The following is an 18,298-nucleotide window of genomic DNA, read 5'->3' on the forward strand; positions in this document are numbered from 1 at the left end:
TTCTTATCTATCTTCTTATCTATCTTCTTACCTTAGTGTGATACTGCCATTTCTGTTAGTGTATATGCTTGTTTCATAAAATTTCTTTATGGCATCTATCATATATTTTGTATCTTTTATTCCTGCTGTCTCATATGGTGAATGCATTGATAACTGTGCCAATCCTATATCTACTGTATTTAATGATATATGTGCATTGGAAATATTTCCTAGGGTTGATCCTCCTGCTATATCTGAACGGTTGACATAAGTCTGTACTGGCACCCCTGCTCTTTTACATATCTCTTTAAATATACTTGCTGATATTGCATCTGTTGTATATTTCTGATTAGCATTATATTTTACTACTATTCCTTCATTTAGGTATGGTCTATTAGTTGGATCTGCCTTGTCTGTGTAGTTTGGATGTACTCCATGGGCATTATCTGCACTTATCATAAAGGAATTGGCTATTGATCTTTTGTAAGCTTCCATATCCTTACCACACATTGTTGCTATTCTTTCTAATGTATCTGTTAAAAATGTTGAATCTGCACCTTGCTTTGTTGTGCTTCCCACCTCTTCATTATCAAAGACTGCACATACATTAACACTTTCTCCATTGGAATTCTCTGCCTTTATTAGGGCATTTACACATGAATAAGCACACTGTAAATCGTCTAATCTTGGGCTTGATATAAATTCATTATCTACTCCCCAAATTGTTCCTGGCATTCTATTATATAAAAATAAATCTGCCCCTACTATGTCTTCTACCTGTGCTTCTGCTGCATCTGCTATTATCTTATCTAATAAATCCTTTGATTCGATTTCCCCCATTAGTGGTAACATGTCTTTTTGTGCATTATATGCTATTCCACTATTGGCATCTCTATTCATATGTATTGCTAGATTTGGGATTAGGCATAGGTCTCTATCTACATTCACTAATCTTGTTTCAAATGTATCTGTTTCCTTAACTATTACCCTTCCTGCTACAGATAATGGTCTATCAAACCATGGTGCCATTAGCATTCCACCGTATTTTTCTACGTTGGCTACTATGTATTTATTATCTGATACTATCTCTGGATTTTCCTTTAACTTAAACGCAGGTGAATCTGAATGGGCTGCTGTTATCTGGAAATTTGTAAAATCTACTGCTCCATCCTTTGGCAATTTAAAAACTATTATACTTGAGTCTCCTCTTGTTACAAAATAGCCCTTTGCCTGGCTTATATTCCATTCTTGATTCTCGCTTAATTCTACATAGCCCTCATCTTCTAAAATCTTAGCTAAATTATTTACTACATGAAATGCTGATGGGCTATTTTCTATAAATGTTAATAATTCCTTTGATGTTTCTAAAAAGCTTGCTTCTTCCATTTTTAATCCTCCTATTTATTCTTTTTAGGCTTAAAAATTGTAAATCTTAATGCTAATAATATTATTACAACTATTATAGCTGCTACTGGTAATACTATCTGCTTTATATCTTTTTCTACTTTAGTTGTTTCTGCTTTGTTACTAGACTCCTCTATTTGTGTTTCTTCATAGTCATAGTCTTCATATACTGTTCGTCCTGTTGTTATTTCTGTTCCTTTTCTTATGCCCTTCTGGTCTTTAGTTGCTTCTAGTTCTATCTCGTAATTCTCAACTGTCTGTGTTGGTAATACATAGTCTGTATTATATGTATAGCCTGTCTTGGCATATGTTACTGTTGTATAACCTGGTGTTACTGGTGTTGGCTCTGTTATTGTCTCTGTCTTTACTGAATCTGCATCTCCTTCTGGTAGTAAATCTTTATCGTATGTCATTACTTCATCTCTTACAAATTCATCGATGTTATTATAGCCTACTGCAAATGTCCAATTCATTACTTCTCCAGCTATGCCTTTACAATATGCTCTTCTATCTGTGTTATCTTCAAAAAATCTTATATATCCCTTTACGTCATTTCCTGTTATTACGCCTTCATTAACTGTTCCATATGGATATAGGATATACATTCCTACTAATCCACCACTATGTACGTATCCATGATCTGAATCATATCCCTTTATATTCACTCTACAGTCCTGTATATCAAAATATCCTGCTGATAGTATTCCTGCTAAGAAATTCTCATCTTTTACTTCTTTATCTGTATCTATTGATATTACTGTTACGTCTATATCGCAATTTGTGATTTTTCCATTTCCATAGCCTACTACGCCGCCGATTCCATTCATTACTGCACTTGTTTCTAGCTTATCTGTTCCATAAATCAAGCAATTTTCTATTTCTGCTTTATCTGCTATTCCTGCTAATATTCCTACCATCATATGGTCTGATGATGTTAGTTCTACCTTGGCACCTACTATTTTTAGGTTAGTTACTTTTCCTGTTAAATTACCAAAAAAGCCTGCTGCCTTAGTATCATATTTCTTATAATTGCCATCATATGTTACTGTTGTTATATCTGTTGCTGTGCTTACCTTTAAGTTATATAGTGTATATCCATTTCCTTCAAATTCGCCGTTAAAATTCCATGGCTTCCAATCTATTCCACTTAAATCTAAATCTGATAGTAGGGCATACTTTCCTGTTTCATTGCTTGCTACTCTTTGTAATTCCCCTACTGTTCTTATTACTGTATATCCTTTACTTTCTGCCTCTTCTTTGGTCATTGGCTTAAAGTCAGTTGTCTTATCTGTATACTTTACCTGCTTTCCTCTACATCTCTTGTTACTTGATGCTATGTCTTTTGGTCCATCTATATTAGTTGTTTTTTTATCTATATTGACTTTACTATCACACACTTGATGTAAGCTAGTTTCTTTATTTATCATCTTACTTACTTCATCTGGTAATTTATAAATTGCTGTTACTGACACTGCTAGTAATGCTAATGTACATGCTATTGCTTTTGCGTTTTCTTTTAATTTTGTTTGTTTTTTCATTTTACCCTCCCATTTTTTATTTTTCTAGTTTTATCTTGTCTTCTTTATAGGATTTCACTAAAAAAACACACCTTGTATTGTAACAAACTTTCGTATTTTTATAAACACCTTCCATAAGAAAAATGCTGCCATACACATTCACTTGTATGACAGCATTCATCTATTGAATAGTTGCCCCTATATGGGGTCCAACTTTTCATCATTATTATTTACTTGTGTACATCTGCTCTTATGACTTCTCTTATTAGATGTTCTATGATTTTTTCCATGTTCTCTACTTCCGAGAATTTTTCTGATTCTATGGTTAAATATATTGTACATGGTACATGGTCTATTCGACGTATATTATATACTTCTTCCTTTATCTCTTCTTGTAGCTGCATGTCCTCTTCATCTGTTGTTACTGACTTCAACACTACGAAGTGATCTCCTCCTATTCTTGCTACTGTTCCTGTTACTCCTACTACTTCTTTTATTTTATTTACCACTTCTTGCAGTACTCTTGTGGATAGCCTAACTCCATTACTATCCACAAAATGTCTGAAGTTTACTATGTCAATATAATATATATCAAAGTCTCTCCTATGCATTATATAGCTATCAATATAGTCTTGTACGGTGTCTAATAGTCCTTTCATATTAAGAGCTCCGGTTACTTCGTCCATATAGGAATCAACCTTTCCTAACATGTTATTATCTGTCTCCTCTACAAAATAACCTATTATTCCATCTATTTTACCATTTCTATAATATGGCATTTTACTTGCCCTTATATTTTTTATACTTCCGTCATTTATGCATGTTCCATGCACTCCATGGGTCTGTATTCCCCTCTTTAAAATATCTTCTTCGTCATCCTTGAATTTTTCCGGGTCTACGTGCCATCCCATGTCCTCATCATTTTTCCCTATTATGTTATCTACTGACTTTATATTATAGTAATCCAAAAAGGCTCTATTTACACCTACAAATCGTCTATTCTTATCTTTCCAGAATAATCCTATATCTGTATTAGTTGTGAAATTCTTCCAAAGAGATGACTCACTAAATGCTACATCGTCTTCCTTTATTCCGTTTAACATTCTCTCTAGAGGCATTCTTCTTACTATCTCATCTTCTAATTCCACTATACAGGATAATAATTTGTCCTTTTCTTCGCCTTCGTCTTTTACTAGAAATCCTATATGCCAATTATAGCCTTTTCCTATCTTTTTAGCTCTAAAATACTCTACTAATATATTCTTTTTCGATTCTTTTAGTCTTTCCTCAACTGTAGACAAATCGTAAAAATTTCTTACAGTTTCTTTATCTATTGGATATACATTTCTATTGCAAAATTCTTCTATATGACTTTGGGCATCTAAATTATTCGCTTCTCTATTAACAATGCTCTTTTTAAAGATGCTCTCTATTGTGTAATTCTTTAAGTCTATTATATCCACTATATCAAATAAACTATACAATATGTCTCTTTCCTTAAAGCGATTATATTGTCTTAAAAAATCTGTATTATTGCTTACATTTTCTATCCGATATGCATATGTTCTTCTTTTTCCTTCTTCTGCTAGCTTAAATAATCGCACTAAATAAAAGCAGCCATTTACTATTCCGTCTGCCTTACTTTCTTTTCCTGTTTCATCCACTGTATAAATCATATATTTCAATTTTTTATGAAATTCATGTTCTCTATCCAGCAATTTTTCTCTCATTTCTTCGATGCTCTCTATTCCTAGTGATCTTATTTCTTTTAAAAACATCTCGTTATAATACTTAAATCTAAGTGTTTCGTTCTCCACCTCAATCAAAGATAGAGCATCTACATAGCCCATTATATCTATTGTCTTATTTTTTATATCTTGATACTCTGTTACTGGTTTACTACTTAGAAGATTTATTTTGGCGATTTCGTCGTTATATCTCATATCGATATTTTTCTCTATCTTATATCCTCGCTCCTTTAAATATTCCTTTACATCTCCTCCTGGCATGGGCTTTGCTATGTAATAACCCTGTAGCTTATCGCATCCTATATTTGTTAAAAACTCAAGCTGCTCCTTTGTTTCTACTCCCTCTGCTAAAGTTTTTATACCTATTGTCTTTAGCATATCTATCATAAATTTTACGATTTGTTTTGACTTTACAGAATCTGTTTCCACAAACTTCATATCTAATTTTACTACGTCAAAATCAATATCTTTTAGCATATTTAGTGTTGAATACTCACTTCCAAAATCATCCATCCACACTTCATAGCCTTCTTCATGCAGCTTTTTAAACTGTTCCTTCATGAATTCCTTGTTTTTTCCAACTGCTGACTCTGTTATTTCAATGTTTAACATTTCTCTTGGTACGTTGTATTTCTTGAGATTTGTATTTAAAACTTTATTTATATCAACATCTTCAAAATCATAGCGTGAAAAATTGAGGGAGACTGGTAACATATCTTCTCCCTTCTCAAATGCCACACTATACTCTTTACACATCTGCTCGATTAAATATGTATCTAGCTTATAAATTAATCGCTCTTTTTCTAGTACTGGAACAAAATCACCTGGAGATATTATTCCTAATTTAGGATCTATCCATCTTGCTAGACCTTCCATTGCACATATTTCACCTGTCATTGATCTAAGTATTGGCTGATAATATAGTTTTATATACCCCTTATTAATTGCATTGTCTATGTTATCTAACACATATCTCCTTGCTTCTTTTTTATCCATAAACGACCCCTATTTTTTGTTTTTTTACACGATCTCATTTGTAATTATAATTATAGCATTTATTTATTTCTTTTACAATAAGATGTAGTTCTGTGCTTATTTTCCTTTTTATGCTATTATCGTAATGTTAGTAATTCTTATTCTAATTGGAAACTGTCTATTCGTAAGTTTATCAATTAATATAACTAGTTTTATTACTTTAGGAGGAATATATGATTTTAATTAAAAATGGTAGGGTTTGCGATCCTGTATCTAATACTGACGATTTACTTGATGTTCTTATTAATGATGGAAAAATTGTTAAGCTTGGGAAAAATTTAGATGCTCCTGACTCTTCTACTCGTATTATTGATGCCACTAATCTTGTTGTGGCTCCTGGTCTTATGGATGCCCATGTTCACTTTAGAGATCCTGGTTTTACCTACAAAGAAGATATTATTTCTGGATCTAGGGCTGCTTGTAGAGGTGGCTTTACTTCTATTGTTCTTATGGCTAATACTAAGCCTTGCGTTGATAATATTGAAACTCTTTCTTACTGTTTAAATAAAGGTGCTAGCACTGGTATTCATATCCATCAGACTGCTAATGTCACTTGTGGCATGAAGGGTTTAGAACTTGTTGATATGGACTTGCTTTCCCAAAATGGTGCTTGCGGTTTTACTGATGATGGTGTCCCTATTATGGATGAGAAAATCCTTTATAACGCCCTTATTAAGGCTCATGAGCTTAATTTGCCTGTTGCTCTTCACGAAGAAGATCCTTTATTTATTAAGCAAGCTGGAGTTAACATGGGTGATGTTTCCAAAAAGCTTAATTACGGCGGTGCCTCTTCTACTGCTGAAGACATTATGGTAGCTAGAGACTGTGTTCTTGCCCTTGATACTAAGGCTTCTGTGTGCATCCAACATATTAGTTCTGGTAATTCTGTGGATATTGTCCGTTCTTTTAAGAAGATGGGTGCTGATATTCATGCCGAAGCTACTCCTCATCATTTTACTCTTACTGAAGAGGCTGTTCTTAAATATGGAACTAATGCTCGTATGAATCCTCCTTTAAGAACTGAAAATGACAGACTTAAGATTATTGAAGGTATTAAAGATGGTACTATTGACATGATTGTTACTGACCACGCTCCTCATTCTAAGGAAGAAAAATCTAAGGAGCTTTCATGTGCTCCTAGTGGTATTACTGGCCTTGAAACTAGTCTTGCCCTTGGCATTAAGTCCTTAGTTAAAACTAAAGAAATCTCCTTAATGAAACTTATTGAGCTTATGAGTACTAACCCTGCTAAGTTCTACAGAATGACTCCTGCTTCTGTTAGTGAAGGGGCTAATGCTGATATTGTTATCTTTGGTGAAGATTCATTATGGACTGTTAAGGAAGAGGAATTTGCCTCTAAAGCTTCTAATTCTCCTTTTATTGGCTGGGAATTACCTGGTAAGGTTTTCTATACTATCTGCGATGGTAAGCTTGTATATGAAGCTAATTAGTCCTTAATATTTAATTTTAATTTTTCTTTATCTTGCTTATAAAAAAATTTTAACAAAATAAAATAAAAAGGCCTAGAGGTTTACTTTTAAGAAAGCTTGTGTCTTAACTTTCTTAAGGTTTTCCTCTAGGTCTTTATTAGTTTATAGCTACAATTTTGCTATTTAAAGCTACATTGTATTATTTTACTTATATGTTACTTCTGAGAAGAACTTAAATCCAAGTGGTGTTTCAAAGAAACCGTCTACCTGATTGTTTAACATATATGGATCTGTATAGAAATAAAGTGGTGTAATACAACCTGTTTCCATTAACTTATCCTCTGCTAAGTGCATTAACTTATAACGTGTTTCCTTGTCTGTGCATGACTTGATTGTGCTGATAAGTACATCATATGTCTGTGCCCATGTACCATTTGTTACATTTACATTATATCCATAAGGTGTTAAATCTAATGAATAAATTGCAAGTGAAGCATGGTCTCCCTTACCAAACTGGATATCATTGTTACCTGAAGCTGTTGTCCACATATCAAGGAATGAAATTGGATCATTATAATCTGCTAACCAACCATTTCTTGCAAGTGAGTAATCACCGCTCTTACGTGTTGTTAAGAATGTTGCCCATTCCTGATTCTGTAACTGAACATTAATACCTACGCCACTAAATGCGTTCTGGATATATTCACCAATTGCCTTATGTCCTTCTGATGTATTATAAAGGTATGTAAGTGTTGGTGCATCTGTGAACTTCTTACTTGATTCATCAAATGTATAATACTTCTTTAATGTCTCAATTGCCTTATTGTAGTTATCTGTATATGAATCAGATGCTACATTATAATATCCTGTATAGCTTTCATGTCCTGCATTATCGCTGAATTCTGTCTTACCATCTGCATCTGTAACACCTCTTGCTACAAATGATGATGCTGGAACCTGTCCAGCCTGTGTAATATTCTCAACGATATAATTTCTATCAATTAAAAGACTTAATGCCTTTCTAATATCAGCTTCTGCTACTGCCTTATCAGCACCTGTAAGTGTTGATGAAGCTGGTAATAATCCTTCATTTACATTCCAGCATGCATAGTATGTACCAAGCTGGCTACCTACGATAAATTCATCGCTGTAGTCCTTCTTTAACTTAGGAATTTCATTTGTTGGTACATCATCAATAAACTGCCAGCTACCATTCTGGAAGTTTGTTAACATATTATTAGTGTTATCTGATAAGTAGAAATTAATTGTTGGCATCTTAATCTTATCAGCATCATAATAGTCGTTATTCTTCTTTAATGTAATAACTGAGTTATGGCTCCAGCTATCAAGTGTATATGCACCATTACTTACATATGTACTTGGGTCTGTTGCCCAACTTTCATTAGAAACAACATCTTCTCTTACTGGGAAGTATACTGGGAATGCAAGTAATTCATTCCAATATGGTACTGCGTTATTTAATGTTACAACTAATGTCTTATCATCTGTTGCATGTACATTAAGCTTTTCTGAACCTGTTGCATTGTCTGCCCAGATTTCATCATAACCATCAATTACATCAAACATATAGCCATAGTCTGCTGCAAGAGCAACTGATGTAGCTCTGTTCCAAGCATATTCATAATCCTTTGCAGTTACATCTTTACCATCTGACCACTTTAAGCCATCTCTAAGTGTATATGTGTATGTAACTGTTCCATCTGCGTTCTCTACGCCTTCAACTAATTCTTTAGCAGCATCGGCTACAACAACTACTGTTCCATCTTCTTCCTGATCCCACTTTGCAAGTCCTGAGAAAAGGTGAGAAAGCATTGTTCCTCCATCAACTGCTGAATTAAGTGCCGGATCTAATGTCTGTGGTTCTGAAGCAATACAAACATTGATCTCGTCCTTGTTCGCAATTGTTGACTTCTTGCTAGAGCAACCAGATACTAGTGTTGTTGCTACTAAGCCAACTACGAGTGCGAGCGACATAAGTCTCTTCTTCATAAATCTTTTCCTCCTTAAGGTTATAAATGTGTTTATCATAAAAGTCTATGGCTTCTAGCAGATAAATCCACCATAGAACTATATGATCCAATTTAAACTTTTAATTTAAACCTTATCCCCTTTGATTTAAACTATTTTCCTAAACGTAATCATTGTATCATATATTTAACTGTATATCAAAACTTTATTTTATATATGTTGTGCCAGCTAAGTGGCACAACATATTTTTATTTATTTATAATTTATATTATTTATAATTTAGTTAATTTCTGCCACTCTATGACATGCTACAAAATGTCCCTTTGAAATTTCCTTAAATTCTGGCATGCTCTCTGCACAAGCGTCTGTTGCATGAGGACATCTTGTTCTAAATGGACAACCACTTGGTGCATTTAGTGGACTTGGTATATCTCCTGATAACACGATTCTTTGATTTTCTCTTGCTATCTTCGGATCTGGAATTGGTACTGCACTCATTAATGATTTTGAATATGGATGCAATGGTCTTTTGTAGATTTCATCTGCATCTGCTAATTCTACCATTCTTCCTAAGTACATTACTGCAATTCTATTACTTATATGTCTTACTACTAATAAGTCATGTGCAATGAATAAATATGTTAGATTTAATTTATCCTGTAATTCCTCAAACATATTTATTACCTGTGCCTGAATTGATACATCAAGGGCTGATACTGGTTCATCACATACAATAAATCTTGGATCTACTGCTAGAGATCTTGCAATACCGATACGCTGTCTTTGTCCACCTGAGAATTCGTGAGCATATCTTGATGCATGTTCACTATTTAATCCTACGTAAGACATTAATTCTAAGATTCTGTTGTGTCTTTCCTCTTTAGACTTATACATCTTATGAATATCTAGTGGCTCTGCAATAATATCTGATACTGTCATTCTTGGATTAAGTGAAGAGTATGGATCCTGGAATACCATTGTGGCATCCTTTCTAAATTCCTTAATATCTCTTTTTGTCTTAATCTGCTTTCCATCAAACCAGATTTCTCCAGCTGTTGGCTTATATAGATTTAAAATTGTTCGTCCTACTGTTGTCTTTCCACAACCTGACTCACCTACTAAACCTAATGTTTCACCTTCATTAATTGTAAATGACACATCATCTACAGCCTTTAGAGGCTTTGTCTTAAATGCCCCTACATTTATGTTGAAGTACTCTTTAAGGTGCTTTACCTCTACGAGTGGCTTATTATTATCATTACTCATTAACAGCACCGCCTTCCTTTAATTTCTTAACGTTCATCCAGCATGCAGCCTGATGATCTGCATCAATCTGCATTCTTTGACATTTTTCGCGTAAACAAATCTTTAATGCCTGCTCACATCTTGGTGCAAATGCGCATCCCTTAGGCATATTTAGAAGGTCAATTGGTGTTCCTGAAATTGGCTTTAATCTCTGTCCTGAATTACTTTCTGTTGGTATTGAGCGCATAAGGCCCTTTGTATATTCATGACATGGATTATAGAATATTGCATCTGCTGTTCCCTGCTCACAAATTGAACCTGCATACATTACAATTACTTCATCACACATCTGTGCTACTACACCTAAATCATGTGTAATCATTATAATTGCCATTCCAAGCTTCTTCTGTATTGTCTGCATCAATTCAAGTATCTGTGCCTGAATTGTTACATCAAGAGCTGTTGTTGGTTCATCTGCAATTAAAATATCTGGTTCACAAGCAAGTGCCATTGCAATCATTACTCTCTGTCTCATACCACCTGAGAATTCATATGGATACTGTTTCATTCTCTTCTCTGGTTCATTAACATTAACAAGTCTAAGCATTTCTATTGCTCTTTCTCTTGCCTGTTCTTTATTACGATCTGTATGAAGTAATATTGCTTCCATTAGCTGTTTTCCAATTGTATATGTTGGATTTAAGCTTGTCATTGGGTCCTGGAAGATAATTGAGATCTTATTACCTCTAATTGTCTTCATTACCGATTCTCCGGAATTAACTAATTCCTGTCCTTTATATTTAATTGATCCAGAAACAATTTTTCCTGAACCTGCTAATATCTGCATTATTGAATATGCTGTTACAGACTTTCCGGAACCTGACTCACCTACAATACCAAGTACTTTGCCTTCGTCAAGGTTAAATGATACTCCGTTTACTGCCTTAACTTCACCGGCGTCTGTAAAGAAAGATGTATGTAAATCTTTTACTTCTAATAAACTCATTCTAAACGCCTCCTGTTTACTTATTTAATTTAGGGTCAAATGCATCTCTTAATCCATCACCAAATAGATTTAGTGATAATACGATTAATGAGATTACAACAGCTGGAATTACCATTCTATATGCATATGATGAAATACCATTTAATGCATCTGATGCAAGTGAACCTAATGATGGCATTGGAGCATTTACACCTAATCCTAAGAATGATAAATAACTTTCTGTAAAGATTGCACTTGGAATCTGTAGTGCTGTTGAAATAATTACTAAGCTTATGCAGTTTGGTAATAAGTGCTTTAAAATAATCCACTTTCCCTTTGCTCCTGCTGCTCTTGATGCTAATACATATTCCTGCTCTCTTAGTGAAAGTATCTGACCTCTAATAAGTCTTGCCATTGATACCCAATATAGTAAACCGAAAACGATAAACAAACTTATCATATTAGATCCAAGTTTCTCTAGGGCTGTTCCTTCTAATGCTGATGATAATGTTACCTTTAATACTGATGATAATAAAATTACCATTAATGTATCTGGTAACGAATAGATTATATCTACGATTCTCATAATAAACATATCTATCTTACCACCGCAGTATCCTGAGATTGATCCAATTGTAAGTCCAATTATTAATACAATTATACTTGCAAAAAATCCTACTGCTAGAGATATTCTTGTACCATATACTACTCTGATAAAGTAATCTCTACCCTGTGCATCTGTACCAAAAATGTGTGGGAACACCTTCTGGCCTGCATCTATCTTAGCTAATTCTGTTCTTCCATATTCGAATGGCTTTAAGTTATTAAATGATGCATCCACTGGCTGTCCAGGGATATTTCCTAACATTGTGTCATACTTATATGGCCAAACCATTGGTAAGAATATAGCTGCTAATGTTATTATTATGATTATGAAGAAACAGACTGTTGCTACCTTATTCTTTAAGAGTCTCTTTACACCATCTTTAAAAAATGTTGTTGAAGGTCTCATTTGAACAACATATGCTTTTTCTTCATCTGTTGCCTGATTAAAATCATCTGCCATGAAATTTTCCATGTCGATTTGATTATTAAATGGATTCTTCGACATATTTATTATCACTCCTTATTTCCAAATCTTATTCTAAGTTAATTCTTGGATCTACAATCTTATACAAGATATCACTTATTAAGTTCATAACTACGATTAAAGTAGCAAGTACGATTGTTGTTCCCATGATCATTGTGTAATCTCTGTTGGTAATAGAATTTACAAATGCTCTACCTATACCTGGTACCGCAAAAATCTGCTCTACTACTAATGATCCTGTTACAATACCTGCTAGCATTGGACCAAAATATGTAATTACTGGGATTAATGAATTCTTAAGTGCGTGACCAAAGATTATCTTCATTCCAGATACACCTTTTGCTCTTGCTGTTCTAATATAATCCTGTCCTAATACATCTAACATTGATGATCTTGTAAGTCTTGTAATATAAGCCATTGGATAAAGTGATAATGTTACTATTGGTAAAACCAAACCATTCTCTGCTGCACCATTTGCTGGGAATATTCCTAATTTTATTGAGAATAATGTTAATAATAATGTTCCCATGATAAATGATGGCATTGATACGAATGCTGTGGTAATTACCATGATAATTCTATCAAATATGCTATTTCTTCTAAGTGCTGCTATTGATCCTAATACAACACCTATAATTAATGCGATAAATGCTGCTGCAAGTCCTAATTCTGCTGATGTAGATAATCCGTCTACGATAATATCTACTACATCTCTACCTTTCTGCTTTAGAGATGGTCCAAAATCAAACTTTGTAACAACATCCTTTAGATAAGTTACATACTGTGTGCCTAGTGGCTTATCCAATCCATATTTTGCCTCTAATGCTGCCTGTGCTGCTTCTGTCATTGACTTTTCGCCTTGGAATGGACCACCTGGTACCGCATGCATTACAAAGAATGTAACTGTAATAACTACCCATACAGTTACTGCTGCTAATAACAGTCTTTTTAAAATGTACAGTAATGTCTTTGAATTCATAATTAACAACTGCCTTTCCGATTTTTATTTGCTATTAAAAAATCCCCCGTTAGGACCAAAAATAAATAGCATCTCATTCACTCAATTAATAAATTACAAAATACCTTTATTAGCATTTGTTCTCATCAATTATTTAATTGTGAATGTATTAAGTAAATGTGTTTGTAAATGTGTTATTTTGTAAAATATGTTTTGATTTGGTAAATGACTTTTGTCTTATGCGTATTTAACGCTTTAATCGGTTAAAGTACTTTGATGTAAAATTACGCAAGGATGCTAAGCCATGCATCTTTGCACATATATCCCTCAGTACTAAATTATAAATTACAACCCTCGCTCTTTCCCCAAAGAGCAGGATCTTCTTTCGTTTCATAGGTCTTGAAACGTCATTTTCCATCCTTCTCTACATCAAAGGTTGTTAATTTTAAGTTTTAATAATCTAAGTTTTTATTTATAGCAAAACAGCGCCCACAGCTAAGGTGTGGACGCCATTGTCTGCTTTTCTTATCAATAATATTCGTAATATATCTGAAAATATTATCTCTTTGAGAACTGTGGAGCACGACGAGCTGCCTTTAAGCCGTACTTCTTTCTTTCCTTCATACGTGGATCTCTTGTTAAGAATCCAGCCTTCTTAAGTGATGGACGATATTCGTCTGAATCTACCTGAAGAAGTGCTCTTGAAATACCATGTCTGATAGCACCAGCCTGACCTGTTGTACCACCACCGTGTACGTTAACTAAAACATCGAACTTTTCAGCTGTTTCTGTAAGTTCTAATGGCTGTCTAACTACAACCTTAAGTGTTTCAAGTCCAAAATATTCATCAAGTGATCTCTTATTTATTGTAATCTTACCTGTACCAGGTACTAAATATACTCTAGCAATACTGCTTTTTCTTCTACCAGTTCCGTAGAACTTTCCGTTAGCTTTCTTTGCCACTGTTATTTCCTCCTTATATTATGCCTATTAAAACTTTAATACTTCTGGCTTCTGAGCTGCCTGCTCATGTTCTGGGCCTGCATATACGTGAAGCTTCTTGTACATCTGACGTCCTAAAGGTCCCTTTGGAAGCATTCCCTTAACAGCTAATTCGATAACTCTTTCAGGAGTCTTATTCATCATTTCCTTAAGAGTTGTTTCTTTCATACCACCTACGTAGTCTGAATGTCTGTAATAAATCTTCTGATCTAACTTCTTACCAGTAGTCTTTACCTTAGAAGCGTTGATAACGATTACGTTGTCACCACAGTCAAGGAATGGTGTGTACTCAGGCTTGTTCTTACCTCTAAGTACAGCAGCAACCTGTGATGATAAACGACCTAATGTATAATCTGCAGCATCGATAACATACCATTTTCTTTCGATGTTAGATGCACTAGCCATAAATGTCTTGTTACTCATGGTTTCCTCCTAAATTGCTTTTAATGCACTTTAAATGTTTCATTATTATTATCAAATACTTCTCCGGGGCATTGGCTAAGTATTCATAATCTATAATCATGACGATATTACACGCCACATTTAAGAATTATATAACACAAGGCCTAGTGTGTCAATGGATTTTTTCTTTTCATTTGTATGTATTTTTCTTTGTTTAGTATTCTATCTTAATTAATGTTAAGCCTTGTGGTGGTGCGGTTTCCCCTGCTTTTGTTCTGTCTTTTTTATCTAGCATTTCCATTACGTAGTCTGCCTTATATCTTCCCTTTCCTACTCCTACTAAGGTTCCTGCTATTATTCTTACCATGTTATAAAGAAAGCCGTTTCCTGTTACTCTTATTATTATTTCGCCCTTATATTTTTCTTCTGTTTCTTCTTTTGCAATTACTTTTATATCATATATTGTTCTTATTGTTGTTTCTGCCTGTGTATGAACACTTGCAAAACTTTTAAAATCATGCTCTCCTATTAGATAATTTGCTGCTTTTTGCATCTGTGCTATATCTAATTTTGCTGGCACATGCCATGAGTAATTTCTTTTCTTTGGTTGCATAAATTCTGTGTTCATTATGGTGTACTCATAGGTTTTTATTGTGTCACAATGTCTTGGATGAAAGTCTTTATCTACTTCTTCTGATTTTTGCACTTGTATATCCTCTGGCAAATACCTATTTAATGCATAGCTAAATCGTTCCCCGGGTATTGTACTTTCTGTATCAAACACTGCTACGTTACCTAGTCCATGTACCCTTGCATCGGTTCTACTTGCTCCTATTACATGTATTTCTTCTTTTGTTAATTGTTTTATTGCTTTGTCTAATTCTGCTTCTATTGTTGGTGCATTGGGCTGTATCTGCCAGCCACAATAATTGCTTCCATCATAGCTTACAACTAGCTTTATTCGTCTCATTTGACTCCTTTATAATACTATATTTAATGTTATACATATCCCTAGATACACTGCCATTGCAATGTATGCCTTATAATCTGCGCTTTTATAGCGTAATGGTTTCATCTTAGTTCGTCCATTAGATCCATGATAACATCTTGCCTCCATTGCCATTGCTAAATCATCTGCTCGTCTAAAAGCTGATATAAACAGTGGCACTAGTATTGGCACCATGGATTTTGCTCTTTTTATTATATTTCCTGTTTCAAAATCTGCGCCTCTTGCCTGCTGGGCTTTCATGATTTTGTCTGTCTCATCTATTAATATTGGTATAAATCTTAATGCTATTGACATCATCATTGCTATTTCATGTACTGGTACTTTTATTACTCTTAAAAATCCCAATCCTTTTTCTAATCCATCTGTTAGATTATTTGGCGTCGTTGTTAATGTCATCAGTGATGATCCCATTATTAAGTATATTAATCTTATTACCATGTATACGGCTGTTTGTAGACCTCTATCTGTTATTGTTATTTTCCACACCTTTAGGATTACTGTTCCTGGTGTTAAAAACAAATTAAACATTGCACTTATTAATATTAATACTACTATTGCTTTTAGGCCTCTTATTATAAATTTAAATGGCACTTTTGATAATTTTATTACTGCTATTAATGCTATTGTTGCTACTAGATATATCCATATATTCATTCCTAAAAATAGGGATATTATAAATACTAATGTTCCTAATAGTTTTACTCTTGGATCTAAGCTATGTATTTTTGATTCTGCCTGATAGTATTGTCCTATTGTTATATCTCTAATCATATTGTCTCCAAAATACTTTTCTTTGCTTCTTCTATTGTTATTGCGTCTGTTCGCACATTAAATCCTGCTTCTTTTATATCCTGCATTATATATGTTACTTGTGGTGCTGCCAGACCTATTTTTTCTAGTTCTTTGTAATGTTTAAATATATTTCTTGGCGTATCGTCATATTTTAATATTCCATCATCCATTACCATTATTCGATCTACATGAGCTGCCACATCTTCCATGCTATGTGATACTAGGATTATTGTTATATTTTTCTCTTCTCTTAGTCTTTTTAAAATTGCAAATATTTCATCTCTTCCCCTTGGATCTAGGCCTGCTGTTGGTTCATCTAATATTAATACTTCTGGCTGCATTGCTAGTACTCCAGCTATTGCAACTCTTCTTTTTTGGCCTCCTGATAAATCAAATGGTGAGTGATAATATAAGTTCTCATCTAAACCTACTAGCCTTAAGCTTTCAAATGCTCTTATTTCACATTCTTGCTTTGATAAGCCTTGATTTTTGGGCCCAAAACACACGTCCTTAAATATTGTATTTTCAAAAAGCTGATGTTCTGGATACTGAAATACTAATCCTACTTTGTTTCGTAAATCTCTTAAATTGTAATTTTTATCATATATATCTTGTTCATCATAATATATATGGCCACTTGTTGCTTTATATAATCCGTTTAAATGCTGTATTAGTGTGGATTTTCCTGAACCTGTATGACCTATTAATCCAATAAATTCGCCTTTTTCTATTACAAAACTTACATCCTTTAGCGCTTGTCGTTCTAGATTCGTACCTTGTTCATATATGTAATTTATTTTATCTACTATTATCGACATTTCTTTCTTCCTTTATTCTTTTTAATTCAGAAATTAGCTCATTACTATATAGAATCCCTGGTCTTATATCTAAGCCTTCTTTTCTTAATTCATAGGCTAATTCTGTTACCTGTGGCACGTCTAATCTATATTCTTTTAGCCTTTCTACTTGGCTAAATATCTCTCGTGGTGTTCCTTGCATTTGTAATTTTCCTTCATGTATTACAAACACCTTATCTGCTTCTATTACTTCTTCCATATAATGTGTTATAAGTATTATTGTTACTTTTTCTTGTTCATTTAATTCGTGTAACACTTTTAACACTTCTTTTCGTCCATTTGGATCTAGCATTGCTGTTGGTTCGTCTAAGATTATACATTTTGGTTTCATTGCTACTATTCCAGCTATTGCTATTCTTTGCTTTTGGCCTCCAGAGAGTTTTGTTGGATTGGCATTTCTATACTCATACATTCCAACGGATTTCAAGCTTTTCTCTACTCTTTCCCAGATTTCATTCTCTGGCACTCCTATATTTTCTGGACCAAATCCCACTTCTTCATCTACAACTGTACAAATCATCTGATTATCTGGATTTTGAAAAACCATTCCAGCTCTCTGACGTATCTGTAGTGTATTCTCATGCTCTAGGGTATTCATTCCGTCTACCCAGACACTTCCCTCTGTTGGGCTTACTAACACATTTAAATGCTTCGCAAATGTAGATTTCCCTGAGCCATTATGACCTAATACTGCCACAAACTGTCCCTCTTCTATCTCTATATTCAAGTCATCTATGGCTTTATTGATACTCTCTACATTTCCTTCTTCATCTCTTCGTATATATTCAAATGTCAAGTTTTTAGCCTTAACGATACTCAATTTTCTTTCCTCACTTTATCTTTTCTTATAATGCTA

The 18,298-nt window shown here is 33.9% G+C and carries 15 protein-coding genes; 1 reads left to right on the forward strand and 14 read right to left on the reverse strand.

The window, feature by feature from the left end:
• Positions 1-27: 27 nt before the first annotated feature.
• The 3 genes from T537_RS0102815 to T537_RS0102825 all read right to left on the reverse strand — a co-directional run bounded on the left by T537_RS0102815 (position 28) and on the right by T537_RS0102825 (position 5,644).
• A complete protein-coding gene (locus T537_RS0102815) occupies positions 28-1,365 on the reverse strand; it encodes a M18 family aminopeptidase (protein ID WP_031556219.1) in 1,338 nt (445 codons plus the stop codon).
• Positions 1,366-1,376: 11 nt separating this feature from the next.
• Complete coding sequence (locus tag T537_RS0102820) at positions 1,377-2,921, reverse strand: hypothetical protein (RefSeq protein ID WP_031556221.1); 1,545 nt, start codon at positions 2,919-2,921, stop codon at positions 1,377-1,379.
• Positions 2,922-3,130: 209 nt separating this feature from the next.
• Positions 3,131-5,644, reverse strand: coding sequence for an EAL domain-containing protein (locus tag T537_RS0102825; RefSeq protein ID WP_031556222.1), 2,514 nt, complete (start codon positions 5,642-5,644; stop codon positions 3,131-3,133).
• A gap of 212 nt (positions 5,645-5,856) precedes the next feature.
• Between T537_RS0102825 and T537_RS0102830 the strand changes: the two genes are divergently transcribed.
• On the forward strand, positions 5,857-7,134 hold the full coding sequence (locus T537_RS0102830; protein WP_027437078.1) for a dihydroorotase: 1,278 nt from the start codon (positions 5,857-5,859) through the stop codon (positions 7,132-7,134).
• Between the two features lie 183 nt (positions 7,135-7,317).
• On the opposite strand, the gene T537_RS0102835 is transcribed toward T537_RS0102830, so the two are convergent.
• From T537_RS0102835 to T537_RS0102885, 11 genes are all read right to left on the reverse strand, one after another.
• Positions 7,318-9,123 carry a peptide ABC transporter substrate-binding protein gene (locus tag T537_RS0102835; RefSeq protein WP_027437077.1) on the reverse strand — a complete coding sequence of 602 codons (1,806 nt, stop codon included), beginning with the start codon at positions 9,121-9,123 and terminating at the stop codon, positions 7,318-7,320.
• 258 nt (positions 9,124-9,381) lie between these two features.
• Positions 9,382-10,368 (reverse strand): ABC transporter ATP-binding protein, encoded by a 987-nt coding sequence (locus tag T537_RS0102840; protein ID WP_027437076.1) that lies wholly within the window; start codon positions 10,366-10,368, stop codon positions 9,382-9,384.
• The gene (locus T537_RS0102845; RefSeq protein ID WP_027437075.1) at positions 10,361-11,353 is read right to left on the reverse strand and encodes an ABC transporter ATP-binding protein; all 993 of its coding nucleotides are present in this window, start codon (positions 11,351-11,353) and stop codon (positions 10,361-10,363) included. Before T537_RS0102845 ends, T537_RS0102840 begins: the two co-directional genes overlap by 8 nt.
• Before the next feature lie 16 nt (positions 11,354-11,369).
• Positions 11,370-12,443, reverse strand: a complete 1,074-nt coding sequence (locus T537_RS0102850) for an ABC transporter permease (protein ID WP_027437074.1) — start codon at positions 12,441-12,443, stop codon at positions 11,370-11,372.
• Between the two features lie 28 nt (positions 12,444-12,471).
• Positions 12,472-13,401, reverse strand: coding sequence for an ABC transporter permease (locus T537_RS0102855; RefSeq protein WP_027437073.1), 930 nt, complete (start codon positions 13,399-13,401; stop codon positions 12,472-12,474).
• Positions 13,402-13,938: 537 nt separating this feature from the next.
• A complete protein-coding gene (gene rpsI, locus T537_RS0102860) occupies positions 13,939-14,343 on the reverse strand; it encodes a 30S ribosomal protein S9 (protein WP_027437072.1) in 405 nt (134 codons plus the stop codon).
• Positions 14,344-14,370: 27 nt separating this feature from the next.
• Entirely contained in the window at positions 14,371-14,805 is a 435-nt protein-coding gene (rplM, locus tag T537_RS0102865; protein WP_027437071.1) for a 50S ribosomal protein L13, read from the reverse strand.
• A gap of 193 nt (positions 14,806-14,998) precedes the next feature.
• On the reverse strand, positions 14,999-15,754 hold the full coding sequence (truA, locus tag T537_RS0102870; protein WP_031556223.1) for a tRNA pseudouridine(38-40) synthase TruA: 756 nt from the start codon (positions 15,752-15,754) through the stop codon (positions 14,999-15,001).
• A gap of 9 nt (positions 15,755-15,763) precedes the next feature.
• Positions 15,764-16,564, reverse strand: a complete 801-nt coding sequence (locus T537_RS0102875; RefSeq protein ID WP_031556224.1) for an energy-coupling factor transporter transmembrane component T family protein — start codon at positions 16,562-16,564, stop codon at positions 15,764-15,766.
• Positions 16,561-17,403 carry an energy-coupling factor transporter ATPase gene (locus T537_RS0102880; RefSeq protein ID WP_027437068.1) on the reverse strand — a complete coding sequence of 281 codons (843 nt, stop codon included), beginning with the start codon at positions 17,401-17,403 and terminating at the stop codon, positions 16,561-16,563. Before T537_RS0102880 ends, T537_RS0102875 begins: the two co-directional genes overlap by 4 nt.
• The gene (locus T537_RS0102885) at positions 17,384-18,262 is read right to left on the reverse strand and encodes an energy-coupling factor transporter ATPase (protein ID WP_027437067.1); all 879 of its coding nucleotides are present in this window, start codon (positions 18,260-18,262) and stop codon (positions 17,384-17,386) included. The genes T537_RS0102880 and T537_RS0102885 overlap by 20 nt, the downstream gene beginning before the upstream one ends.
• Positions 18,263-18,298 lie beyond the last annotated feature (36 nt).

Source organism: Lachnospira multipara LB2003, assembly GCF_000702205.1.
In the GTDB taxonomy this organism is placed as follows: domain Bacteria; phylum Bacillota; class Clostridia; order Lachnospirales; family Lachnospiraceae; genus Lachnospira; species Lachnospira multipara_A.